This is a genomic window from Litchfieldella xinjiangensis, from assembly GCF_000759345.1.
GTDB classification, from domain to species: domain Bacteria; phylum Pseudomonadota; class Gammaproteobacteria; order Pseudomonadales; family Halomonadaceae; genus Litchfieldella_A; species Litchfieldella_A xinjiangensis.
In genome coordinates this window covers 792588-816266 of the sequence record NZ_JPZL01000002.1, presented here as the reverse complement: position 1 = coordinate 816266, position 23679 = coordinate 792588, and the positions used below count along the sequence as shown (strand labels likewise).

Below are 23679 nucleotides of genomic sequence, written 5' to 3'. Positions count from 1 at the left end.
TGATAATCCAGCGTCTCGGTACACGCCGACGTCATGCCTGGTTCAAGGGTGCTACCTGCCAATGCCCCGCATCCTGTACGAGATGCCGGTTACAACGGTGCTCCTGCGGGCCGGTTCGCTGCCCAGGCAGTGCCTGGACGACACGCTCGCCGGCACGGCGCAGTTCGGCAACCGTTCCGGCCAGGGTCGCATCATCATCGCTTGGCGCCCAGATGCCGTCCCGGGTCGGCTCCTGAATCTCGAGCGATGCGAGCAGTTTCAGGTCCATGGAGAACCCCGTGGCCGGCCGTGCCCGGCCAAAGGCGCGACCGGTATCGTCATACCGCCCGCCCTTGGCGAGTGCCTGGCCGTAACCGGGCACATAGGCGGCAAACATCATCCCTGTGTGATACTGATAACCGCGAAGTTCCGCAAGATCATAGTAGAGCTCCACATTCGGATAGGCTGCGACGACCCCGGCACTCAGCCCTTCCAATTGATCGAGCGCCGCACCGACCGCCTGGGGCGCCTCGGCGAAGACTTCCCGTGCCCGCACCAGCACATCGTGACCCCCATGCAGGTCGATCAAGGCCAGGAACATCTCGGCCAGCGCCGGATCCCTGACACCCTCTGCCACGCGTGCGGCCAATTCACCCGGCGACTTCAGCTCCAAAGCGCCGAAAATGGCGCGCTCCTGCTCGGGGTCGAGCGCCGCTGCCTGGACCAAGCTTCGATAAATGCCGATGTGTCCAAGCGCGAGATGGATCTCTTCGGCACCGGCCGTGAGCAGGCTCGAGAGGGCGAGTTGCAGTATCTCGAGATCTGCCTGAGGGCCCGCATGACCGAACAGCTCGACGCCAACCTGGACGGGGCTGCGACCGCCTTGATGTTGATCGGCCTTGGCACGCAGCACGTTGGTGCAGTAGCACAACCTAACCGGCCCCTGGCGCTTGAGGGAATGGGCGTCCATTCGCGCTACCTGAGGGGTAACGTCAGCACTGACACCCATCATCCGGCCGGTCAACTGGTCGGTGAGCTTGAAGGTCTGCAAATCCAGGTCGGTTCCGGTGCCCGTCAAGAGCGAATCGAGAAACTCCACCGGCGGCGGCATGACCTGGTCATACCCCCAGCGGTGATACTGATCGAGTAGCGCACGACGCAGCTCTTCCATACGTGCCGCCTGGGGTGGCAGCACCTCTTCCATACCGTCGGGGAGCAACCAGCGGTCGGCGATGGTCATATTTCCTCCACAAAAAAACCGGGCCACGCCCGGTTGAAGGAGTCTATCACGTTTGGCCCCGGGTTGAACCCCGGGGCCGTGCAGCTGAGGCGACGTTCAGTCGCCGTTCGCCGGCGGATTTGGGCTGTTGAGATAGCGGAAGAAGTCACTGGTAGGCTCCAGCACCAGCATGTTGCCGTCACCCGACAGACTGTCACGATAGGCGTTGAGGCTACGGTAGAACGAGAAGAACTCCGCGTCCTGCTGGTACGCCTGGGAATAGATCCCAGCGGCTTCGGCATCCCCCTCACCACGCAGGGTTTCGGCACGTTCCGTCGCTTGTGCCAACAGTACCTGACGCCGACGATCGGCGTTGGCACGCAGGCGCTCGGCCTCCTCCTGCCCCTGGGCGCGCCATTCACGAGCCTCACGCTCACGCTCGGAACGCATCCGGTCGTAGACGGCCTGGGACACGTCCTCCGGCAGATCGATCTGTTTGACGCGGATGTCCCGGATCGCCACACCAAGCTCATTCTGTAGCAGCCGGTCGAGTTCCTGGGTCGGCCCCGCCATCAGCTCGTCACGACGCTCCGCGATGATCTGTTGCAAATTCAATCGACCGAATTCGTTACGCAGGCTCTCGTCGACGCGCGGCTGAATCAGGCGAACCGCCATCATCTCGTCGCCGGCTGTCGCCTCGTAGTAGCGTGTCGGATTGACCACCTGCCACTGCACGAAGGAATCAACGATGACCGCCTTCTGCTCCTGAGTCAGATAACGACTGGGGTCGGTATCCAAGGTGAGCAGTCGCGTATCGAAGGTCCGAACCGTTTGGGTGATCGGGATCTTGAAGTGCAACCCTGGCTGGATGTTCTCCTCGATGACCTCACCGAAACGCAGCTTCACTGCACGCTCGGTTTCATCGACGATATACAAGCTACTGCTGGCGAGCCAGGCCACCGCGGCAAGCCCGCCCACAATGAGCAGGGAACGATTATTGATCATTGACGGCCCTCCCGGCTGATACCGCGGCTGGAGTTACCTTGCGACTGCTGCTGATTACGCAGGCGGTCCAGTACACGCGGATCAATGCTCTCTGAATTGGAGGCATTAGTGTTCTGGTTGCTCTGGCTGCCATTACCGCTGTTGCCATTACGCAACTGATCGAGGGGCAGGTACATGAGCGGGCTACTATCGCTCACGTCGATCAACACTTTGTTGGTGTTGCCGAGCACCTCACTGACCGCATCCAGATACAGGCGTTCACGCATGATCTCGGGGGCGTTGCGGTATTCGGTCAGCATCGAATTGAAGCGGTTGGCCTGACCCTGGGCATCGGAAACCACCGACTCACGATAGCCTTGTCCCTGCTCGATCAGGCGTTGGGCCTGGCCTTGTGCCTCAGGGATGATCGCATTCGCATAGGCCATGGCTTCGTTGATCGTGCGCTGACGATCCTCACGCGCCCGGATCACGTCATCAAAGGCGTTGACCACCGCAGCGGGCGGAGCCGTCGATTCGATGTTGATGGTCTGAAGGCTCAACCCCGTGCCATAGCTGTCGAGGTAGCTCTGCAGACGGCTGGCCACGGTGCTACCCAGGATCTCACGACCGGAGGTCAGGATTTCGATCATGTCGGTGCCACCGACCACGTGGCGCAGTGCCGAGTCGAGGGCATTCTCGATCGAGAGCTGGGGGTTGCGCACGTTAAGCACGAAAGCCCGAGGATCGGCGACCTGATACTGGGCCGAAATCTCGACTTCGACGATGTTCTCGTCGCGGGTCAGCATCGATTGCGTCTGGGTCAGTGAGCGAACCCGCGTCACATTGACCATGCGCACGTCATCGATGAGCGGCGGATTCCAGTGAAGCCCCGGTGTCACTACCTGCTGGAACTCACCGAAGCGCAGCACGACGCCACGTTCGGATTGATCGACCAGATAGAAACCCGACGCCGCCCAGATTGCGAGCGCAACGACGACCAACAGTCCTGGCAAGGCGAAGGTATTACGACGCCCGCCACCCGGCTTTCCACCACCATTGCCGCCGCCGCGCTTGCCACGCCCGCCGCCCAGCATGTTGTTCAGCTTGTCCTGAAATTTCTTGAGTGCTTCATCGAGGTCGGGCGGGCCTTGATTGTTACCACCCCCGCCCCCGCCCCCGCCGCCCCCGCTTCCACCACGTCGGCCACCGCCGCCGCTCCAGGGGTCGTGCTGGTTGCCACCACCAGGCTCATTCCAAGCCATACGTCGTCTCCACTATGCAATAAGTCCGTTGATGCTCGATGCGATCACTCATCATCGGGCATCACAGCATCGGTTGCGATGTCTTGCTGCCAACGCTACACCCGGCGATGCTGCCGCATCAGTCCCATACCGGGCGCTCCCGTTGTTCCGGGGGCAAGTAATCGTTGGCCTTTTCTCCCAGCCGCGCCATGAGCTGCATGAAGTCGCGTCTGGGGAGCCGAATATCCAGGCGTATCTTGCCGTTGTCGTCAAAGCTTTCCTCGCGCACTGCGCCCAGATCGTGCAGTGCGGCACGCAGCCGCCCCTGGCTCGGGTCCAGTGTCAGATGGGCTTCGAGCACATCGTCGGCGAGACACTCCGACAGAGCCTGATACAACAGGTCCATGCCCAGGCCTTTCTGAGCCGAGACCCAGACCACCTCGGGACGGCCGGTTCCATCACGCTCGATCCGCGGGGCCGTGTCGAGCAGATCGATCTTGTTCATGACCCGCAGCGTGGGAACGTCCAGCGCACCGATCTCACCCAGTACCGTCTCGACCTGACCGACGTTGAGCTCACGATCCGGATCGGCGGCATCGATGACATGCACCAACAGGCTGGCATCCGAGGCCTCCTGCAGCGTGGCCTGGAACGCCTCCACCAGCTTGTGCGGCAAATGACGGATGAAACCTACCGTATCGGCCAACACCACCGGCCCAACGTCGTTGACTTCCAGCCGACGCAAGGTCGGGTCGAGTGTCGCAAACAGCTGATCGGCGGCATACACGTGGGATTCGGTCAACGTATTGAACAACGTCGACTTGCCGGCGTTGGTATAGCCCACCAATGATACGCTGGGAATTTCCGCCCGGGCCCGAGCCCGACGGTTCTGGTCACGCTGGCTGCGCACCTTGTCCAGCCGTTTGTGGATCGACTTGATGCGTGCCCGCAGCAGGCGACGGTCGGTTTCGAGCTGCGTCTCGCCTGGACCGCGAAGGCCAATACCGCCCTTCTGGCGCTCAAGGTGAGTCCAGCCTCGTACCAGCCGCGTCGACATGTATTCGAGTTGGGCCAGCTCGACCTGAAGCTTGCCTTCATGGGTACGTGCACGCTGGGCAAAGATATCCAGTATCAGTCCGGTGCGGTCCAGCACCCGGCTCTTCAAGGCACGTTCTAGGTTACGCTCCTGAGACGGGCTCAGCGCGTGATTGAAAATCACCAACTCGGCATGGTGGATCTGCTTGAGTTCCTGCAGCTCCTCCAGCTTGCCGCTGCCGATGAAGGTTCGCGGGTCGGGCCGATGCCGGCTCCCCTGCAACAGGGTCGCCGGCTCGGCGCCAGCGGAACGCACCAGCTCCAGGAATTCACCCGGATCTTCGCGTTCCTTCTCGTCATGGAAATCCACATGGACGAGGATCGCCGTCTCGCCGGCGTCGGGTCGTTCAAAAAACAATCATTACCTCGCGATTAGATTTCTTGTGCTGCGGCAGGGTCTTGTGCCGGCAGACGCACGTTGCGCGACGGAACCACCGTCGAGATGGCGTGCTTGTAAACCATCTGGCTGACGGTATTGCGCAGCAGGATCACGAACTGATCGAACGATTCGATCTGCCCCTGCAGCTTGATGCCGTTGACCAGGAAGATAGAAACCGGAATGCGCTCCTTGCGCAGGATATTCAGGTACGGGTCTTGAAGGGACTGCCCTTTGGACATTTTGCTCTCCCTAACTGTCTCTTTGAATGTGTTCTTTGTCTGCCAAGCGATTGGCACATGGTTCGTCAACGGCTCGACTCAACCCGCCAAGCGAAGGGCTTATCTTACGCTATGAACCCGCATGGCGCACGAGTTTAAGGATTTCCTCCAGCGCTTCGCTGCGCTGGCTATCGACCCAGTTCACCCCGGGCCAACTGCGCAGCCAAGTCAGCTGGCGCTTGGCCAACTGACGTGTCGCCACGATGCCCCTTTCTCGCAAGCCTTCCCAGTCAAGCTGACCGTCAAGATACTCCCAGGCTTGACGATACCCGACACACCTCATCGACGGTAGCCCTAGATGCAAGTCGCCTCGCGCTCTCAGGGCAATGACTTCATCGATGAAGCCTTGCTCTAGCATGGCCTCGAAGCGCTGGGCAATTCTCGCGTGCAATAGGCTTCGCTCGGCAGGCGCCACTCCTATCGACAACGTCTTCCACGGGAAGGTTTCCTGAGCTTGCTGTCGCCATAACTCACTCATGGATCGCCCACTGACTCGGTAGACCTCCAGGGCACGCAGCAAACGCTGTGGATCGTTGGGGTGAATGCGCTTAGCCGCCTCGGGATCGACGCGGCCCAGCTCGTCATGCAACGCCGAAAGTCCCTGCGCCCGGGCCTGAGCGTCGAGTTCGGCGCGTATGGCGGGGTCTGCTGAAGGCAGATTGGCCACCCCTTCAAGAAGGCGCTTGTAATACATCATAGTACCGCCGACCAGCAGCGGGATCCGTCCGGCTGCGGTAATCTGCCGCATCGCTGCCAGGGCATCGTGGCGAAAGTCGGCTGCGGAGTAAGCCTCTGCCGGATCGCGGATATCGATCAGACGGTGAGGTGCACGGGCCAGCTCGTCGGGCCCGGGTTTGGCCGTGCCAATATCCATGCCTCGATAGATCAGGGCCGAATCGACACTGATCAACTCGCAGCCAAGCCGCTCGTGCAGCTCAATGGCCAGGTCGGTCTTGCCGGCTGCGGTGGGTCCCATCAGCAGGATGGCAAGCGGACGACTATCGGGAGGGGCGGAGGCTGCCACCACGTTCACTGGCCGCGCAGGAAAAGCTTGTCGAGCTCACGCATGGACATTTCGGTCCAGGTCGGTCGCCCGTGGTTGCACTGGCCGCTGCGCTCGGTACGTTCCATGTCACGCAACAACGCATTCATCTCGGCGATCGTCAGGCGCCGGTTGGCACGGACACTGCCATGGCAGGCCATGGTGGAAAGCAGCGTATTGATACGCGCTTCGAGCCGATCCGAGCGGCCATAGCGCTCGAGGTCCCCCAGCATGTCGCGGATCAACGGCTCGACATCGGCATCGGCCAGCAAGGCCGGTACCTGACGCACAAGCAGCGTCTCGGGGCCAGCTACATCAAGCTCCACACCAAGCCGCACGAAGGCGTCGCGCTCGGCCTCAGCCGTCTCGACCTCGGCCCGGCTGGCTGCCATCGATACCGGCACCAGCAAGGGCTGGGCGTCGAGTGCCCCACCGTGCACCTGGGTCTTCATGCGCTCATAGACGATCCGCTCATGGGCGGCATGCATGTCGACAACGACCAGGCCCCGCGCCGTTTGCGAGAGGATATACACCCCGTGGAGCTGGGCAACGGCATAGCCGAGCGGCGGTGCCTGGGTGGCATCGTCCTCCGGTAGCGGCTGCGCTGGAGTGGTTTCTCCGAGATAGCCCTGGGGCGGCCGCTCCCTCACGGCGACTTCCGCTGCCTCGGTGCCCGGCGCGGCCGCTTGCGGAGTCAGCAAGCTCTCCTCATGCTCGGGATGCAAGGCACGATAGCCCGCCATGAACTGCCTGACCCGTTCTGCCCCAGGATAGCGGTCCGATGTTTCCGACGAACGCAGGGCCATGGGCTGCTGTTGCCAAGCGGGGCCAGTCAGTCGAGGGGCTGTCTCGTCCTCGGTCGCTTCGGACTGCTGGGCCTCAGGTGTTGGAGAGTCAGCTGCCGTGGCATTGGGCCGTACCTCTCCCAGTGCCCGGTGCAGGCTCGAGAAGAGGAAATCGTGAACCAGGCGGCCGTCGCGAAAGCGCACCTCGTGCTTGGTGGGATGAACGTTGACATCCACGACCGAGGGATCGACTTCCAGATAGAGCACGAATACCGGATGCCGCCCATGGAAGAGGACATCGCGATAAGCTTGTCGAATGGCGTGGGCTACGAGCCGATCGCGTACCACCCGGCCGTTGACGAAGAAATATTGATGGTCGGCCTGGGCACGCGAATGCGTGGGAAGACCGACCCAGCCCCACAGGCGTAAGCCACTGGCCTCGATATCGAGATGCAGGGCATGATCGAGAAACTTGGCCCCGAGAAGCGAGGCAATTCGTCGCTCACGCCCCGCCGCGTCCTCCACGCTACGCAGCTGATGCAGCGTCTTCTGGTTATGGCGCAGCGTCCAGCCAATATCGTAACGCGATAGCGCAAGACGCCTGAACGTCTCTTCGACATGGCCGAATTCGGTCTTCTCGGTGCGCAGAAATTTTCGCCGCGCCGGGGTATTGAAGAACAAGTCCCGTACACAGACGGACGTGCCCTGCGGATGGGGAGCGGGACTGACCCGCGGCTCCATTTCACGCCCCTCGGCCACCACGCGCCAGCCTTGCTGCGGATCCGCGTCGGTATTCGAGACCAGCTCCAGGCGCGACACCGAACTGATGGACGCCAATGCCTCGCCCCGAAACCCCAGGCTCGCCACACCCTCGAGATCCTTCAGCGACTCGATCTTGCTGGTGGCATGGCGCGAAAGCGCTAATGGCAGGTCATCCTCGGCGATGCCGCTGCCATTGTCCCGCACGCGGATCAGGCGCGCCCCGCCGTTTTCGAGCTCGACCTCGATACGCTGGCTCCCCGCATCGATGGCATTCTCGGCCAATTCCTTGACCACCGAGGCCGGCCGCTCGACCACTTCACCTGCGGCGATCTGGTTAGCCAGCCGCGGGTTGAGAATGTGAATACGGCGAGATGGGGTCATGAGTTCGGAATCCTCAGCACCTGCCCCACACGGATCACATCGCCATTGATCTCGTTGGCCTGCTTGAGTTGCCCCAGTGGGACCTGATGGCGCGCAGCAATCTCGGATAAGGTGTCACCGGGTTGAATGCGGTACTCGTCCTGGCCACCCCCGCGTTGCTGGTCACGCTGCCAGGCCAGCAGGCTCGCCGGGGGCGGGTTGCGCTCGAAATGCGCCATCAAGCCACTGTGCACCGCCTGGGCCAAGCCTCGCTGATGGCTACTGTCCTTGAGTCGGCGCTCCTCGTCGGGATTGGAAATGAATCCGGTCTCGATCAGCAACGACGGTATATCCGGTGACTTGAGCACCATGAATCCGGCCTGCTCGACACGCGACTTATGGAGCCGATTCACACGTCCCAACTGATCCAGCACCTGGCCACCGATGGAGAGCGAATCGTTGAGCGTGGCGGTCATGGTCAGGTCCATCAGCACGCCGCGCAGTACCTCATCCTTGTCCTTCAAGGATAGATTGCCATCCACACCGCCGATGAGGTCGGCCCGGTTTTCGCTATTGGCCAGCCATTGCGCCGCTTCAGAGGTCGCCCCGCTCTGTGACAGGGCATACACCGAACTGCCCTGTGGACGAGGGCTCGTGAAGGCATCGGCGTGAATCGATACGAAGAAGTCGGCCTTCTGCTCGCGGGCGATTCGTGTGCGCTGTCGCAGCCCCACGTAGTAATCGCCATCACGAATCATGACGGCGCGAAAGCCCTGGGTATCGTTGATCAAGCGTTGCAAGTGACGACTGATATCCAGCACCACATCCTTTTCACGCGTCCCGCCAGGACCGATGGCACCGGGGTCCTCGCCGCCGTGCCCTGCGTCCACGGCAATGATGATGTCACGCTTGGGGTGTGGCTGGGCCTGTTGCTGGGCGTTAACCGTATCGGCGCCACGTTCCGCGCCACTGGCCTCCGCCTCGGCACGCGCGCGGCCGGCGGCAATCTCCTGATCGCGAATCATCGCCTCGATAGGATCGATTGGATCCTCGACGGCGCTCTCGCCGGGGTATTCGAGATCCACCACCAAACGATGGCCGTACTGATCGTTGGGATCCAGCGTGAAGTGGCGCGGCTGCACATGGCGCTCCAGGTCGAGCACGATGCGCAGGCCGTTACCGTCACGCACCCCGGTGCGCACGCCGCTGATGGCGCTTCCATCGAGATTCAGACCTGCCGGATCGGTGGTGATGCGCGAGTCATCGAGGTCGATGACCAGCCGGTCGGGATTATCCAGGGTAAACACGTTGGCGCGTGCCGGTGAGCTGAGGTCAAAGACCAGGCGCGAGTGATCCGGCGCTGCCCATAGCCGGATGTTATCGACGTCGGCTGCCCTGCCCGTCTGTGGCAAACCCAGTAGAAAGGCACTGCAAAGCAGCGCAGCGAGATACCGTTTGGCGCCGATGCGTCGGGAGCCGCGCCAAGCCAGCGCGTCTCGTTGAAATTCGATCGTACCGCTCATGGTCTTGTCGGGTCTTCCGTATCGGACTCGTCGCGAGCTTGCGACCAATCACGTTGCAATCGTGTCAGTACCGAGCGGCCATACTCCGTCATGGCTCGCAGTTCGGCCGTACGCCCCATGCCGCTTACGCTCAGCTGCACGGCCAGGTCAGGCTCGGGCAACCAGCCCTCACCGCGACTTGGCCACTCGATCAGACACAAACTATCGTCGTCGAGCAGGTCGCGCGCGCCGATGAACTCGAGTTCCTCGGGATCCGCCAGGCGATAGAGATCGAAATGGTGTACTTCCCGGTCATTGAACCGATAGGGTTCGACCAGGGTGTAGGTCGGGCTCTTGACCGCCCCTTGGTGGCCGTAGGCGCGTAACACGCCGCGCGTCAGCGTGGTCTTGCCGGCTCCCAGTTCCCCTTGCAGGTGAACCTGGCCTCGCCCCGCCAGGGCCAGCCCCAACGCTTCGCCGAACGCCACCTGGGCAGCTTCATCTTCGAGTGTGACCTGCATCATGATTCCATGGGGTTGGCCAATCGACGCGCATAGGATGCCAGATCGCTGGCGAGCAGACCACGCTCGCCCTGTGCTTCGGCAGCGGCATCGGCCGCCTGGGCATGCAGCAGCATGCCGACCTCGGCAGCAATCTCGAGAGGTAGGCCCTGCGCCAGTAACGCGCCCAATATGCCGCTGAGCGCATCCCCCATGCCGCCGCTGGCCATCCCCGGATTGCCGAAAGGGCACACGCCGACACGATTCGGGCCGGCCACCAGGCTACCGGCCCCCTTGAGCACGACACAACCCCCCCGCTCATGCTGCAGTTGTGTGACAGCGGCCAGCCGGCCGCGTTGCACCTCGCTACCTGCAATATTCAACAGGCGTGCCGCCTCGCCAGGATGCGGGGTGAGTATCCAATTATCACGCCGCAGATCGGGCCAGCGGGTCACCAAAAGGTTCAAGGCGTCGGCATCGACGACCAACCTTGCAGCAGTCTTCAGGGCGGCTTGTAGCATGCGCTGCCCCCACGGAGCCTGGCTCAAGCCGGGACCGATAACAATGACATCGGCTGCCGCCAGCAGCGCTTGAATCTCACCGGGCGAATCGACGCCATGTACCATGACTTCGGGGCATCGCACCAGGCTGGCCGTGACGTGCTCGCGCGCCGTGGCCAGGCTCACCTTGCCTGCGCCCAGGCGAGCCGCCGCTTCGCTCGCCAGCAGAGCTGCCCCACCGAACCCCGGCGCACCGCCGAGCACCAGAACATGCCCCTGGTGGCCCTTGTGACTGTCCCGGCGACGCGGCGGGAGCGCCTCGGCGATTCTGCTTTCCACCATCAACCAGGCTGCGGGTACCAGGTCGGCGTGCGCCCCCGCCTCCACACCCAGGGTTTCCAGGCGATGCTCCCCGACATGTGCCGGGGCGGCGCCGGTATGCAGTCCAAACTTATCGGCGATGAAGGTGACCGTGATGTCGGCCCGGACGGTATGCCCCAGTGAAGCGCCCGTATCCGCCGCCAACCCCGACGGAATATCCACGGCCAGGACCGGCTTGCCGCTAGCATTGGTCGTCTCGATCGCGGTGACATAGGGCTCCCGTACCTCACCCTTGAGTCCCGTGCCCAATAGCGCATCGATGGCAACCTCGCCATCGAGCGTAAGGCCGGCATGCCAATGACGTATCCGCACACCGGCCTGCTCGGCCATGTCCCGCGCCCGAGCCGCTTCGCCCTTGAGTCCGGCCGGGTCGCTCACAGCGATCAATTGGACGTCGATTCCGTCGCACACGGCCAGGGCGGCCATCACGTAACCGTCGCCGCCGTTATTACCGCTGCCGCACAAGACGCTCAGGCGACGCACCCCAGGCCAGCGCGCCCGTAACACATCGTAGGCGGCCATCGCCGCGCGCTGCATCAAGGCGAAACCATCCATTCCGGCAGCCACTGTGCGTCGATCGAGTTCGCGAACCTGATCGGCAAGATAGAGCGGACGTCCAAGGGACTGTTTCATCTGCTTCTACTCATATGACGAGGAGATGGCTTCTAGTGTAGGGTGTCGCGTGCATGGGCCAAACCCCTGCAGACCGTTTGCTTCCTTGGCTCCCCTTCGTGAGCGGCCCCGATCCCGAGTGTTCTTCCAGCATGGCGACTCCCGCTTCTTCCTTATCGGAAAATGATCAGATCACGGACCCGGTCAACCTGACCGCGCTGGCCGCCGATATCAAGACCTGGGGCCGCGAACTGGGCTTCCAGCAAGTGGGTATCACGGATACCGACCTGAGCACGCACGAACGCTACCTGGAGCACTGGCTGGACGAAGGTCACCACGGCGAAATGGGGTTCATGGCCAAGCATGGCGTCAAGCGTACCCGGCCTGAGATGCTGGTTCCCGGTACTTTGCGGGTGATCAGCGTACGTATGGATTATCTTCCTGCCGAAGTGGAAACCACGCGTCTGCTGGCTCAGCCTGGCAAGGCGTACGTATCGCGCTATGCGCTGGGTCGCGACTACCACAAGTTGATTCGCAAACGTCTGGCACAGCTGGCGCGCCAGATCGAGGAGACCGTCGGTCGTTTCGGCTATCGTGCGTTCGTCGATTCGGCGCCTGTGATGGAGCGCGCCCTGGCCCAGAAGGCTGGCCTGGGCTGGTTCGGCAAGAATTCGATGCTGCTCCACCCGCAAGCAGGTTCGCTATTCTTTCTGGGTGAGCTGTATACCGATCTGCCCCTGCCCGTGGATCCCCCCTTCGAAAGCGAACATTGCGGGCGTTGCACGGCCTGCCAGACCGCCTGCCCCACCGGGGCCATCATTGACGACAAGGTGGTCGACTCGCGACGCTGCATCTCTTATCTGACTATCGAGCTGCACGGTCCGATTCCTGAGGCGTACCGCGAGGCCATGGGTAACCGCGTCTATGGTTGCGACGACTGCCAGCTGGTGTGTCCCTTCACCCGTTTCACCCGGGCAAGCCAGGAACCTGACTTCGCCCCCCGGCACGACCTCGACCGCGCCGATCTGCTGACCCTTTTTGCCTGGAGCGAAGAAGAGTTCATGCAGCGTACCGAGGGGAGTGCCATTCGCCGTATCGGCTACGAGCGCTGGCTGCGCAACCTGGCCGTGGGGCTGGGCAATGCGCCCTGGAGCGCAGCCGTCGAAGCGGCTCTCCAGGCACGCCTGGCCTATCCCTCCGATCTGGTTCGCGAGCACGTGCGCTGGGCATTGGCCCGTCAACGTACGCGTCGCGTGTCGCTGATCGCCGTTCAGTAATCCCTACTGTTCTTCTTCGTCCGGGACCGGCGGTTCCATGCGCAGGAAGGTCTGGCGATAGTGCGCCAGTTCGGCGATCGATTCGCGAATATCATCCATGGCCAGGTGGACGTTACGCTTCTGGAAGCCCTTGAGCGCGGCCGGGTTCCAGCGCTTGGCCAGTTCCTTAACGCTCGAGACGTCCAGATTGCGATAGTGAAAGAATTCCAGCAATTGTGGCATTTCCCGCTCCAGGAAGCGGCGATCCTGATGCACGCTATTGCCGCACATCGGCGAGGTTCCCGGCGCCACATACGCTCTCAGGAAATCGAGCGTCTGTTGCTCGGCCTGGGCCGTATCGACCTGGCTCTGGCGTACACGTTCGACCAGTCCCGACGCGCCATGCGTGCGAGTATTCCATTCGTCCATGGCCTCGAGCAGCGAATCGGGCTGGTGTACGGCGAGCACCGGCCCTTCCGCCACCGTATTGAGGTCGCTGTCGGTGATCAGGGTGGCCACCTCGATGATTCGCTCTCGCTGCGGGTCCAGTCCGGTCATCTCCAGATCGATCCAGACCAGTAGATCCTGGCGGGGGGCCACGGCAGGGGCATCCGACATTGAAACATCTCCTTGAATAGGGGGGCGGGCGACAGTCACGCACCGCAACGTTACACTAGCCGCTATTGTACAGACCCTCGGGGGCTCATGAGCAAACGCAAGCTTTCCCGCCAACAACGTTGGCGCATCGAGAAGATCCAGGCCGAACGCGCGTCGCGTGCCTCGCGTCGGGACGAACAGGACCAGGACAAGCTCGAGGCGGGCGAATATGGCGCCGAACAGGCCGGCCGGGTGATCGCACACTTCGGCCGCACGCTCGAAGTCATGGCTGACAGCGGGAGCCTGCATCGTTGTCACATGCGCGCCAACCTCGATGCCCTGGTGACCGGGGATCGGGTCATCTGGCGGGAAGCCGGCGATGGCAGCGGTGTCGTCGTGGCGCGCGGTGAACGGGACAACGTGCTCGAGCGTCCCGATCCGCGTGGCTTGCTCAAGCCGGTTGCCGCCAATATCGATCAGATCCTGATCGTCTTCGCCGTCGAGCCCGCCCCGCACGCCAACCTGGTCGACCGCTATCTGGTGGCTGCCGAGGCCACCGGGATTCCCCCGGTACTGGTGCTCAACAAGACCGACCTGCTGCCCGACGAGGGCGGTGATTTGCGCGAGCTACTTTCGCGCTACCAGGCGCTGGGCTATCCCGTGGTGACCACCACGACGCAACATGCCAACGGACTGGATGAACTGCACCGGCAATTGACCGAACGAACATCGGTATTCGTCGGCCAGAGCGGGGTCGGCAAATCATCGCTGATCGACCGCCTATTACCCGACGAAGCCTTGCGTATCGGCGCCTTGTCCGCCGATTCACGCAAAGGGACGCATACCACCACCACCGCACGGCTCTATCGGCTTCCCGCCGGCGGTGAACTGATCGACTCCCCGGGAATCCGTGAGTTCGGCCTGACTCACCTCACGCCTGACGAGGTCACCGACGGGTTCGTCGAATTTCGTCCGCTGCTAGGTCGTTGTCGGTTCCGGGATTGCCGGCACGAGGCCGAACCGGGATGTGCCCTGCGTGAGGCCGTTGCCAACGGCGACATACATCCGCAACGTTTCGAAAGCTATCGCAGGATCCTCGAGAGCCTTGAAGGCGAAACGTATTGAAGCATGCCTGACGAGCCAGGGTTGCTCGTGGCTCGCCCAATCGACGCCGGCTATGCCATCATCAGCCAATACGCTTTGCCAGAGGAGTCCGCCATGAGCTCTGAAGAGAACCAGTTGCCTTTCATCGTCGAACCGGAGCAGCTAGCCGCGCATATCGACGACCCACACGTCATGATCATCGATGTGCCGCTCAAATCGGAGAGCTACAACGAAGGCCATGTTCCCGGTGCGCTGTTTCTGGATCATCGCCGTCTGATGAAAGGCAGCGGCGAGGTCCCCAACGACGTTCCCGATGAAGCCGCGCTCTCTTCGTTGTTCTCAGAACTGGGCCTGACCCGCGACACGCATGTGGTCGCTTACGACGATGAAGGCGGTGGCTGGGCGGGCCGGCTGCTGTGGACGCTGGAGCTGATCGGACATACGCGCATTTCCTACCTCAACGGCGGGATACATGCCTGGCGGGCGGCAGGACTCGAAGTGTCCACCCAGCATCACACTTCTCAGCCAAGCGATTACGAAGCTGAATACCTCAAACCCGAGGCGATGATCGATCGCGAAGAGCTTCTGCAGCGCCTCGATGAAAGAAACGTTGCCATATGGGATGCCCGCTCGCGGGCCGAGTACGATGGCGAGAAGGGACAGAACCGCCACCTCGGTCACATCCCGGGGGCGGTCAACATGACCTGGACCGATGCCATGGACAGCGACATGCGTATTCGCGATTTTGCCGAGTTGATTACCGAGCTCGAGGCCCTGGGGCTGACGCCGGACATGGAAGTGGTGACCCACTGCCAGTCCCATCACCGCAGCGGCTTCACTTGGCTGGTGGGCAAGGCGCTGGGCTTCGATAAGATTCGAGCATACCCCGGCTCCTGGCAGGAGTGGGGCAACCGCGACGATACACCCATAGAAAAGTAAAAAAGCAAGACGTTTATATCGAAGCGCCCACAACGGAACCGTTACCTTGTCTCTCGCAAAGTTCTTCGCCCTGATTCAGTACCCTATCCCCCATCATCTGCTCTCGCGGCTGGTGGGTTATCTTGCGGAATGCCGCGTTGCCTGGCTCAAGGATGCGCTGATACGCGCTTTCATCAAGGCTTTCCAGGTCGACATGCGCGAAGCGGTCGAACCCGACCCGACCGCTTACGCGACCTTCAATGATTTCTTCACGCGGGCGCTGAAACCGGGCGCACGCCCCCAGGGCGAGGGACTGCTCTCCCCTGCCGACGGCAACCTGTCGCAGTTCGGGCTTATCGAGGCGGATCGCTTGCTGCAGGCCAAGGGACACCGTTTCTCGGTGGCCGACCTGCTCGGTGGCGATGAGGAGACGGCACGACGCTATCGCGGTGGCAGCTACGCCAACGTGTATCTCTCGCCCAGCGACTATCACCGTGTGCATATGCCGCTGGCCGGCACCCTGACCGAGATGGTCTACGTGCCAGGACGGCTATTCTCGGTCAATTCGGCCACCACCGACCATGTGCCTAACCTGTTTGCTCGAAACGAGCGCCTGGTATGCCATTTCGATACCGAGTACGGCCCCATGGTGGTCGTGCTGGTGGGTGCGATGATTGTCGCTGCCATCGAGACCGTATGGGCCGGACAGATCACCCCGCTCTCTGGCCAGGTGCAACGCATCCGCTTCGACACGCCGATCCACCTCGAACGCGGCGCCGAGATGGGGCGCTTCAAGCTCGGCTCCACCGTGGTGATGGCCTTCGCCGGCCAGGTCGACTTCGATACCGATCTGGCCCCCAAGACCAAGGTGGCCGTGAAACAGTCACTCGGTGGCTTCCCGGTTCGCCAGCCCACCTAACTGCTGCGTCGGTAGCGAGGTCAGTGAGTGCTTCGCATGGCAGCGATATCCTCGGGCGCGAGCGTTTCGGCCTCGGGGTTGCCGAAGCGGTCGACCAGGTAATTGACCAGTTGGGCCATTTGCTCGTCATCCAGCTCGTCAGCATAGCCCGGCATGGTGACTTGCCCCTGGTTGGTCTCCCGCGCTACCCCTTCGAGAATGACCCGCACCAGATTGTTCAGATGCGTCGACCCGACCACGCTGCTGTTGAACAGTGATGGGTCTCCACGGCGCGACCCTTCTCCACGGTCGCCATGGCAATAGGCGCAGGTCGTCAGGTAACGCTTGGCCGCCTGCCCCTGCGGTGATGCGACGAACCCGGGATCATCCATCCGTTCGACATCGTCGGCAGGTTCGCCCTGTCCGAAACGGCTGGGCTCCGGATCACTGATCGGCGGTACGCTCTTGAGGTAGGTGGCGATGGCGTAGAGGTCAGCATCGTCGAGATAGCGCAGGCTGTGCCCGATGACCTCGCCCATGGGGCCGGCGGCATGGGCCTTGCCGGGCACGGCGCCGTCGCGTAGGTAGGCGACGATCTCGTCGTCGCGCCAGCCACCGATGCCGTGTTCACTATCCGAGGTAATATTGAAGCTGTACCAGCCTTCGACCATTTCGCCCCCCAGAAAGCCATTGTCTCCCGCCTTGAAGCCCTGCTCCTGATAGGCCAGGCCACGCGGGGTATGGCAAGCCCCACAGTGCCCCAGCCCTTCGACCAGGTAGGCCCCACGATTCCACTCGTCGCTACGCTCCGGGTCCGGGTCGAAACCCGTCTCGTCGGGAGTGAACATCCAGCTCCATATGCGCAATGGCCAGCGCATGCTCAGTGGCCAGGGGATCACGGAATCGCGATTCTGCTGTTGGATCGGCTCGACGCCATGCAGGAAGTAAACGTACAGCGCCTGCATGTCTTCGTCGGTGATTCGTGCGTAAGACGGATAGGGCATGGCCGGATACAACGCATGCCCGGCTGGCGTCACGCCCTCGCGCATGGCTCGCGTAAAGTCTTCGAGCGTATAGCGACCGATGCCGGTTTCGGGGTCCGGGGTGATATTGGTCGAGTAGATGGTGCCGATCGGCGTCTGCATTGCCAGGCCGCCGGCAAACATCTTATTTTCGTCGGCGGTGTGACAGGCCACGCAGTCGCCGGCACGCGCCAGGTATTCGCCCTTCTCGATCAGGGCGTCTCGGCTTGGATCTCGATCTTGGGCGGGTGCTTGCGCGTGCGTGGCCTGGCTGCCAAGGAACAGGCTCAGTAAGGCTATCGAAAGGAGGCGGATAACTATCGCCATCATGGTTCCTGCACCGGTGATCGTTTGCGTTTCAGCACACCGGGGTGGCAAACGCCATCACCTCCGCCACGCTGTGCTTGTCCAGTGCCAGTTGTATCAATCGATCGACCCCCAGCGCCACACCGCACCCCTGCGGCATACCAGCGCACAGGGCCGCCACCAGATGCTTGTCGTATGCCACGAGCGGCTTTCCGATCCGTTCTCGCTCGGCATTGTCGGCAGCAAAGCGCGCTGCCTGCTCGTCGGCATCGGTGAGTTCGTCATACCCATTGGCGAGCTCGGTGCCTCGTAGATAAATCTCGAAGCGCGACGCTACCCACTCGCCCTGAGCGTCACGATGACGCCGCGCCAGCGCCGCCTGGCTGGCGGGGTATTCGATGACGACATCCAGACCGTCGATGCCCAACTGAGGTTCGATGACGTGGCTCATCAGTAGGTCCAGGCAATCGTCGCGGGCGCTATCATCCATCGCCATACCCCCATGCCTCGCCGCCCGTTCTCGAAGCGTCGTCAAAGGGGCCTGAAACGGATCGATCGACAGGTGCTGTTCGAACAGCTCACGATAGCGGCGGCGCCGGGTCGGGCCCGGATCATGTGGCAGCAGAGCGCGAATCAGCGCTGTCGTCTCGCCAATCAGCTCTTCGAGGTTGAAGCCCGGGCGATACCATTCGAGCATGGTGAATTCGATGTTATGGCGGCCGCCCACCTCACCGTCCCGAAAACTTCGCGCCAGTTGGAAAATCGGCCCGCTGCCTGCCGCCAACAGGCGCTTCATGTGGAATTCGGGCGAGGTCTGCAGCCACAGCCGCTCGCGCCCCGCCGGCGTCAACGCGTCACAGGAGAGCGAATCGAGGTGTACGTCGGTGCTACCGCCATGCCCCAATATCGGGGTCTCTACTTCAAGTACGCCGCGTTCGGCGAAAAACGTCCGAACCTCACCCAGCAGCTGCGCCCGCTCGCGTAACGTCTCTACACTTGCCGTGGGGTGCCAGTCGATTGTCATGGAATACCTCAAGAACGAAGAAGGCCACACTCATGAGTGTGGCCTTCCAAAAGCGTGGCGGCGTTGCGGGGTCGCCGGGGACAGGCACTCCGCGGTAGCGCTGTGAACCCGTCCCTGGGCGCTACATTTGTCAGCCATGACAAATGACCTCCGCTTTGGCCTGCCCCCGACGCTGCAACCTAATCGCTACGACAGGCTTACCGCCACATGAGCGAGCGCATGCAGGTGCTCGCTTCAGGCGCGAGACACGTACTCGCCACTGCGGGTGTCCACCTTCAACACTTCGCCCTGATTGATGAACAGCGGCACGCGAACCACTGCGCCGGAGGACAACGTGGCCGGCTTGGAACCGCCCTGGGCGGTATCGCCCTTGAGGCCCGGGTCGGTCTCGACCACTTCCAGCTCGATGAAGTTGGGCGGCGTTACGCTGATCGCGTTGTCGTTCCACAGGGTGACGGTGTAGGCGACCTGCTCCTTGAGCCATTTTTCGGTGTCGCCCAGCGCCTTCTTGTCGACGGCGTACTGCTCGAAGGAGCCGTCGGTCTTCATGAAGTGCCACATTTCGCCGTCGTTGTAGAGATATTCCATCTCCAGATCCATGACGTCGGCACCTTCCAGCGATTCACCGGACTTGAAGGTACGCTCCCAGACACGCCCGGTAATCAGGTTGCGCAGCTTGACGCGGCTGAAGGCCTGCCCCTTGCCTGGCTTGACGAATTCGTTCTCGACGATGTTGCACGGATCGCCGTCCAGCATCACTTTCAGCCCGGCCTTGAATTCGTTGGTAGAATAGTTCGCCATGATTCCTCGCAACGCTCCTGACGTGGGCGGCCGTATCGCTCCGCCCCGAAAATTGGTTCCACGAAGGCCCTGCGCCTTCGCTCGACGTGAATGAGTGCCCGCATGATAACCCGAAGCCCCGCCAATGTGCAGACGCCCTCCTCCATGCCGGAGTCCGGTCGCCGGATTGTCGTGCACGATGAGGCCCGCCCGGGCTGGCAGGCGCAGCTCGCCGCTGCCATTCGCGACCCCAGAGAGCTGTGTCGACGGCTGAATCTGGACCCTGGCTGGTTGCCGGGGGCGTCGACAGGCCATGCCCTATTCGAGGTGCGCGTACCCGAGGCCTATCTTGCCCGGATCCGTGTCAATGACCCACAGGACCCGCTGTTGCGCCAGGTGCTGCCCCTTGCCGCCGAATCCGAGACCCCCATTGGCTACGTGCAGGATCCCCTGCAGGAAGCCGAGCATACACCGCGCCGTGGGCTGATCCACAAGTACGCCAGCCGTGTGTTGTTGATTGCCAGCCCGGCCTGTGCCATCAATTGCCGCTACTGTTTTCGCCGCCATTTCCCTTATCAGGAGAACGCCCCCTCACGAGCCCAGTGGGACGATACGCTGGCTTATATCCGAGACGACCCATCGCTCAACGAGGTGATCCTGTCCGGTGGCGATCCATTGGCGTCAAGCGATCGCCAGCTCGCCTGGCTCAGCCAGCGACTGGAATCGATTGCGCATTTAAAACGGTTGCGCATCCATACCCGGCTGCCCGTGGTCATCCCCGACCGGGTGGACGCGAGTATGCTCGATTGGCTCTCGGCCACGCGACTGCAAAAAGTCATGGTCCTGCACATCAACCATGCCAACGAGATCGACACGGCCGTGGTCGAGGCCTGTGCACGGCTGAAGCAGGCCGGTGTCACCCTACTCAACCAAAGTGTCCTGCTACGGGGGGTCAATGATTCGGTGTCGGCGCTGTCCGCGCTCTCGGAGCGGCTGTTCGAGGCGGGCATACTTCCCTATTACCTGCATGTGCTGGACCCGGTGACAGGGGCCGCTCATTTCGATGTGACGGACGAAGAAGCCCGCGCACTGGTCGCGGACCTCAGGGAGGTGCTGCCGGGATTTCTCATGCCTCGCCTGGTAAGGGAGGTACCCGGCGAGGCCAGCAAGACCCCGCTCTAGGAATCACCAGGCGCGGGGCTTAGCCATTACCGCCTACTTGGTATCGGCCAGGCTCTCCGCCGTGACGTTGGGGGCCGCCGGCTGGTTCGACGCCTGGTGACGATTCAGGGCACTGAGCACCGCTTTCATCGAGGCGCTGGTAATGCTCTCGTCGATACCTACGCCGAACACCGCGCTCTCGCCGATACGAACCTCCACATAGGCGATCGCCTCGGCTTCGGAGCCCTGCCCGCGGGAATGCTCGTGGTAATCGATGATCTCGGCATCGATACCGCTGGCTCCCAGCGCCTTGATAAAGGCGGCCAGGGGCCCGTTACCCTCACCGGCAATGGTACGTCTTGTTCCCTTGTCTTCGATCGCCGCTTCCAGGAGGATGCGCGGGCTGTCCGGCTCGGATGCCAGGCGATGGTTTATCAATGCGTAGTCACTGGCCTTGTCGAGATACTCGTCGGAGAACGCCTGGAAGATCATCTGGGAGGTAATCTCCTTGCCCGTACGCTCGGCGACTTCCTGGACCACATGGCTGAATTCGATGGAGAGGCGACGCGGCAACTCGATGCCGTGCTCGCTCTCGAGCAGGTAGGAGACGCCCCCCTTGCCCGACTGGCTGTTGACACGGATCACTGCCTCATAGCTACGCCCCACATCGAGCGGATCGATCGGCAGGTACGGTACTGCCCAGGCGGCATCGGGATCCTGGCGTCGCTCGGCCATGCCCTTCTTGATGGCATCCTGATGCGAGCCGGAGAAGGCGGTGAAGACGAGATCGCCAACATAGGGATGGCGTGGGTGTACCGGCAATTGGTTGCAGTGTTCCACTTCACGCATGATTGGCGTGATGTTGGAGAAATCGAGCCCCGGATGAACTCCTTGCGTGTACAGGTTCATGGCCAACGTCACGATGTCGACGTTGCCGGTGCGTTCCCCATTGCCGAACAGGGTACCCTCGACGCGATCGGCCCCGGCCATCACCGCCAGCTCGGCGGCTGCCACCCCGGTACCCCGGTCGTTATGGGGATGCACGCTGACGATGAGGCTGTCGCGATCCTTGACGTGACGGCAGAACCATTCGATCTGGTCGGCATAGTTATTGGGCGTGGCCACTTCGACCGTCGCCGGCAAGTTGACGATCATCGGCGTCTCGTGCGTTGGACCGTACACGTCCATGACCGCCTCGACGATCTCCACGGCGAAATCCATTTCGGTGGAGGTGAACAACTCCGGCGAATACTGGAAGGTCCACTGGGTCTCGGGGCGCTCCGCCATAAATTGCTTGATCTGTGCCGTCGCTTCGCAGGCGATATTGATGCACTCCGGCTTGTCGACGTTGAACACCACGCGGCGGAACAAGGGATCGGTGGCATTGTAGACGTGAACGATGGCCCGCTTGGCGCCCTGGAGCGCCTCGAAGGTGCGCTCGATCAGGTGAGGACGCGCTTGGGTCAATACCTGGATGGTTACGTCATCCGGGATCAGATCCTGCTCGATCAGTTCACGCACATAATCGAAGTCGATCTGGGAGGCCGAGGGAAAACCGACTTCGATTTCCTTGAAGCCGATTTCTACCAGCATGGAGAAGAAGCGACGCTTGCGCTCCATGTCCATGGGATCGATCAGCGCCTGGTTGCCGTCCCGCATGTCCACACTACACCACAGCGGTGGATGGGTCAGTCGCACATCGGGCCAACGTCTATCGGGCAGATCGATGGCGACGAAAGGGCGGTATTTGGCGGACGGGTCGCTGAGCATCATGGCGTGGTCTCCTGGGCTTGCATGCGTGACGGGGCGTAGGGTATGCGACAGAAACGACAACGCCCCGGCAGCGCAAGGCATGCCGGGGCGTCGACAGAATGGGGCGTAACGCGATTTACCGTATTAGGGTGGGCCGCGTGGGCTTTCGTAGTGAACTTCGACATGTGACACCTCAGCAAACCTAGACTCGAAATGTGCGATGTGCAAAACACCGCCCGGCGCGATCAAAGGCCGGCTAGTAGTCGTAGGTCTAGGCTCAGGTTCAATAATGTCGTGTTCATGGCCTCTAGAAAATCAGGCCCGGGCTTCCCTGTCAAGACAAACCTGAACGTTTGTGTTCACGACAAGCCAAGCCTACCCGAATCTCAGTTGCGGTCGCGCTCAAGAAGCGCCTCCATACGTGTCATCTGTTCACGCAGGTCGCGTACATCACTGCGAAGCCCCTGCATCTCCGCGGCTTCTCCCTCGCCATTCTCAAGGTCCATTTGAAGACTCTCCTTTTGCATCACGTCGAGAACGATACCGATCATCATGTTGAGAAAGATGAAGGCATTCAGGAAGATGAATGTCAGGAAATAGATCCAGCTGTAGGGATAATGCTCCATGGTCGGATACAGCACCGCCGTCGCCCAGCTTTCGAAGGTCGCTACCTGGAACAGGGTCAACATGGCCAGGGAGATATTGCCCCAGAGATTCGGGTTGACGTCATGGAACAGGAAACTCCCGATCGCGCCGTAAATATAGAAAATGATGAACATGATCAGCACCACGTAACCCATGCGCGGAATCGACTTGACCAGGGCAGCCGTCAGCATGCGTAGCTCTGGAATCATCGATACCAGGCGCAGTACCCGAAAGATCCGCAGCAGCCTGGCCAATAACACCATATCGGTGTTATCCAGCGGTATCAGGCTGGCGAGCACGATCACGAAATCGAAGATATTCCACCCACTTCGGAAGAAGTCGCGAACACGACGCTCGGCGGCCATGCGAATCAGGATTTCGATCAGGAAAAACACCGTCACCGCCATGTCGAAAACGCGCAGGACCTGTTCGAAGCGACTGGTTTCTTCGTAGGTCTTGGCGCCGATCAGCAAGGCCGAGAGGATGATGATAGCGATGACACAGGCTTCGAAGAGCTTGTTGGCGCGCAGCCGCTCGAAGCGATCGCGCCACGTCAGGGCGGAAGCAGGCATGAGTGACTCACAGGTAGCGGAAATC

General features: G+C 61.9%; 21 protein-coding genes. 5 read left to right on the top strand and 16 right to left on the bottom strand.

Features of this window, described 5'->3' with window-relative positions:
- Nucleotides 1–31: 31 nt before the first annotated feature.
- The 10 genes from JH15_RS11100 to JH15_RS11055 all read right to left on the bottom strand — a co-directional run bounded on the left by JH15_RS11100 (nucleotide 32) and on the right by JH15_RS11055 (nucleotide 11640).
- On the bottom strand, nucleotides 32–1219 hold the full coding sequence (locus JH15_RS11100; RefSeq protein WP_043530193.1) for an ATP phosphoribosyltransferase regulatory subunit: 1188 nt from the start codon (nucleotides 1217–1219) through the stop codon (nucleotides 32–34).
- Nucleotides 1220–1315: 96 nt separating this feature from the next.
- Nucleotides 1316–2203, bottom strand: a complete 888-nt coding sequence (gene hflC, locus JH15_RS11095; protein WP_043530191.1) for a protease modulator HflC — start codon at nucleotides 2201–2203, stop codon at nucleotides 1316–1318.
- Nucleotides 2200–3444: an FtsH protease activity modulator HflK gene (gene hflK / locus JH15_RS11090; protein WP_043530189.1), complete on the bottom strand. Its 1245-nt coding sequence runs from the start codon at nucleotides 3442–3444 to the stop codon at nucleotides 2200–2202. The genes hflC and hflK overlap by 4 nt, the downstream gene beginning before the upstream one ends.
- A 118-nt stretch (nucleotides 3445–3562) precedes the next feature.
- The gene (hflX, locus tag JH15_RS11085; protein WP_043530188.1) at nucleotides 3563–4876 is read right to left on the bottom strand and encodes a ribosome rescue GTPase HflX; all 1314 of its coding nucleotides are present in this window, start codon (nucleotides 4874–4876) and stop codon (nucleotides 3563–3565) included.
- A 14-nt stretch (nucleotides 4877–4890) separates the two neighbouring features.
- Nucleotides 4891–5136: an RNA chaperone Hfq gene (hfq, locus tag JH15_RS11080; RefSeq protein ID WP_043530186.1), complete on the bottom strand. Its 246-nt coding sequence runs from the start codon at nucleotides 5134–5136 to the stop codon at nucleotides 4891–4893.
- Nucleotides 5137–5245: 109 nt separating this feature from the next.
- Nucleotides 5246–6151, bottom strand: a complete 906-nt coding sequence (gene miaA, locus JH15_RS11075) for a tRNA (adenosine(37)-N6)-dimethylallyltransferase MiaA (RefSeq protein WP_043530758.1) — start codon at nucleotides 6149–6151, stop codon at nucleotides 5246–5248.
- A gap of 53 nt (nucleotides 6152–6204) precedes the next feature.
- The gene (gene mutL, locus JH15_RS11070; protein ID WP_043530184.1) at nucleotides 6205–8145 is read right to left on the bottom strand and encodes a DNA mismatch repair endonuclease MutL; all 1941 of its coding nucleotides are present in this window, start codon (nucleotides 8143–8145) and stop codon (nucleotides 6205–6207) included.
- Complete coding sequence (locus JH15_RS11065; RefSeq protein ID WP_052384052.1) at nucleotides 8142–9647, bottom strand: N-acetylmuramoyl-L-alanine amidase; 1506 nt, start codon at nucleotides 9645–9647, stop codon at nucleotides 8142–8144. Before JH15_RS11065 ends, mutL begins: the two co-directional genes overlap by 4 nt.
- Nucleotides 9644–10147, bottom strand: a complete 504-nt coding sequence (tsaE, locus tag JH15_RS11060) for a tRNA (adenosine(37)-N6)-threonylcarbamoyltransferase complex ATPase subunit type 1 TsaE (protein ID WP_043530182.1) — start codon at nucleotides 10145–10147, stop codon at nucleotides 9644–9646. The genes JH15_RS11065 and tsaE overlap by 4 nt, the downstream gene beginning before the upstream one ends.
- Nucleotides 10147–11640, bottom strand: coding sequence for a bifunctional ADP-dependent NAD(P)H-hydrate dehydratase/NAD(P)H-hydrate epimerase (locus tag JH15_RS11055; protein WP_043530180.1), 1494 nt, complete (start codon nucleotides 11638–11640; stop codon nucleotides 10147–10149). The genes tsaE and JH15_RS11055 overlap by 1 nt, the downstream gene beginning before the upstream one ends.
- Before the next feature lie 131 nt (nucleotides 11641–11771).
- Here JH15_RS11055 and queG point away from each other — a divergent pair, with 131 nt between their 5' ends.
- Nucleotides 11772–12896: a tRNA epoxyqueuosine(34) reductase QueG gene (gene queG / locus JH15_RS11050; RefSeq protein ID WP_043530754.1), complete on the top strand. Its 1125-nt coding sequence runs from the start codon at nucleotides 11772–11774 to the stop codon at nucleotides 12894–12896.
- 3 nt (nucleotides 12897–12899) lie between these two features.
- Here queG and orn read toward each other — a convergent pair whose 3' ends face one another.
- Nucleotides 12900–13493, bottom strand: a complete 594-nt coding sequence (gene orn / locus JH15_RS11045; RefSeq protein ID WP_043530178.1) for an oligoribonuclease — start codon at nucleotides 13491–13493, stop codon at nucleotides 12900–12902.
- Between the two features lie 87 nt (nucleotides 13494–13580).
- Between orn and rsgA the strand changes: the two genes are divergently transcribed.
- From rsgA to asd, 3 genes are all read left to right on the top strand, one after another.
- Entirely contained in the window at nucleotides 13581–14597 is a 1017-nt protein-coding gene (gene rsgA, locus JH15_RS11040; RefSeq protein ID WP_043530176.1) for a small ribosomal subunit biogenesis GTPase RsgA, read from the top strand.
- Between the two features lie 93 nt (nucleotides 14598–14690).
- A complete protein-coding gene (locus JH15_RS11035; RefSeq protein WP_043530752.1) occupies nucleotides 14691–15515 on the top strand; it encodes a sulfurtransferase in 825 nt (274 codons plus the stop codon).
- 46 nt (nucleotides 15516–15561) lie between these two features.
- Nucleotides 15562–16413 carry an archaetidylserine decarboxylase gene (gene asd, locus JH15_RS11030; protein ID WP_043530174.1) on the top strand — a complete coding sequence of 284 codons (852 nt, stop codon included), beginning with the start codon at nucleotides 15562–15564 and terminating at the stop codon, nucleotides 16411–16413.
- 20 nt (nucleotides 16414–16433) lie between these two features.
- Here asd and JH15_RS11025 read toward each other — a convergent pair whose 3' ends face one another.
- The 3 genes from JH15_RS11025 to efp all read right to left on the bottom strand — a co-directional run bounded on the left by JH15_RS11025 (nucleotide 16434) and on the right by efp (nucleotide 19545).
- Entirely contained in the window at nucleotides 16434–17741 is a 1308-nt protein-coding gene (locus tag JH15_RS11025) for a c-type cytochrome (RefSeq protein ID WP_043530172.1), read from the bottom strand.
- A gap of 31 nt (nucleotides 17742–17772) precedes the next feature.
- Entirely contained in the window at nucleotides 17773–18744 is a 972-nt protein-coding gene (gene epmA / locus JH15_RS11020; RefSeq protein ID WP_043530170.1) for an EF-P lysine aminoacylase EpmA, read from the bottom strand.
- Between the two features lie 234 nt (nucleotides 18745–18978).
- Complete coding sequence (gene efp, locus JH15_RS11015) at nucleotides 18979–19545, bottom strand: elongation factor P (RefSeq protein WP_043530168.1); 567 nt, start codon at nucleotides 19543–19545, stop codon at nucleotides 18979–18981.
- 144 nt (nucleotides 19546–19689) lie between these two features.
- Between efp and epmB the strand changes: the two genes are divergently transcribed.
- The gene (epmB, locus tag JH15_RS11010; protein ID WP_052384095.1) at nucleotides 19690–20706 is read left to right on the top strand and encodes an EF-P beta-lysylation protein EpmB; all 1017 of its coding nucleotides are present in this window, start codon (nucleotides 19690–19692) and stop codon (nucleotides 20704–20706) included.
- Nucleotides 20707–20739: 33 nt separating this feature from the next.
- Here epmB and leuA read toward each other — a convergent pair whose 3' ends face one another.
- Complete coding sequence (leuA, locus tag JH15_RS11005) at nucleotides 20740–22458, bottom strand: 2-isopropylmalate synthase (RefSeq protein WP_043530164.1); 1719 nt, start codon at nucleotides 22456–22458, stop codon at nucleotides 20740–20742.
- 365 nt (nucleotides 22459–22823) lie between these two features.
- A complete protein-coding gene (locus JH15_RS11000) occupies nucleotides 22824–23654 on the bottom strand; it encodes an ion transporter (RefSeq protein ID WP_043530162.1) in 831 nt (276 codons plus the stop codon).
- Between the last annotated feature and the right edge of the window lie 25 nt (nucleotides 23655–23679).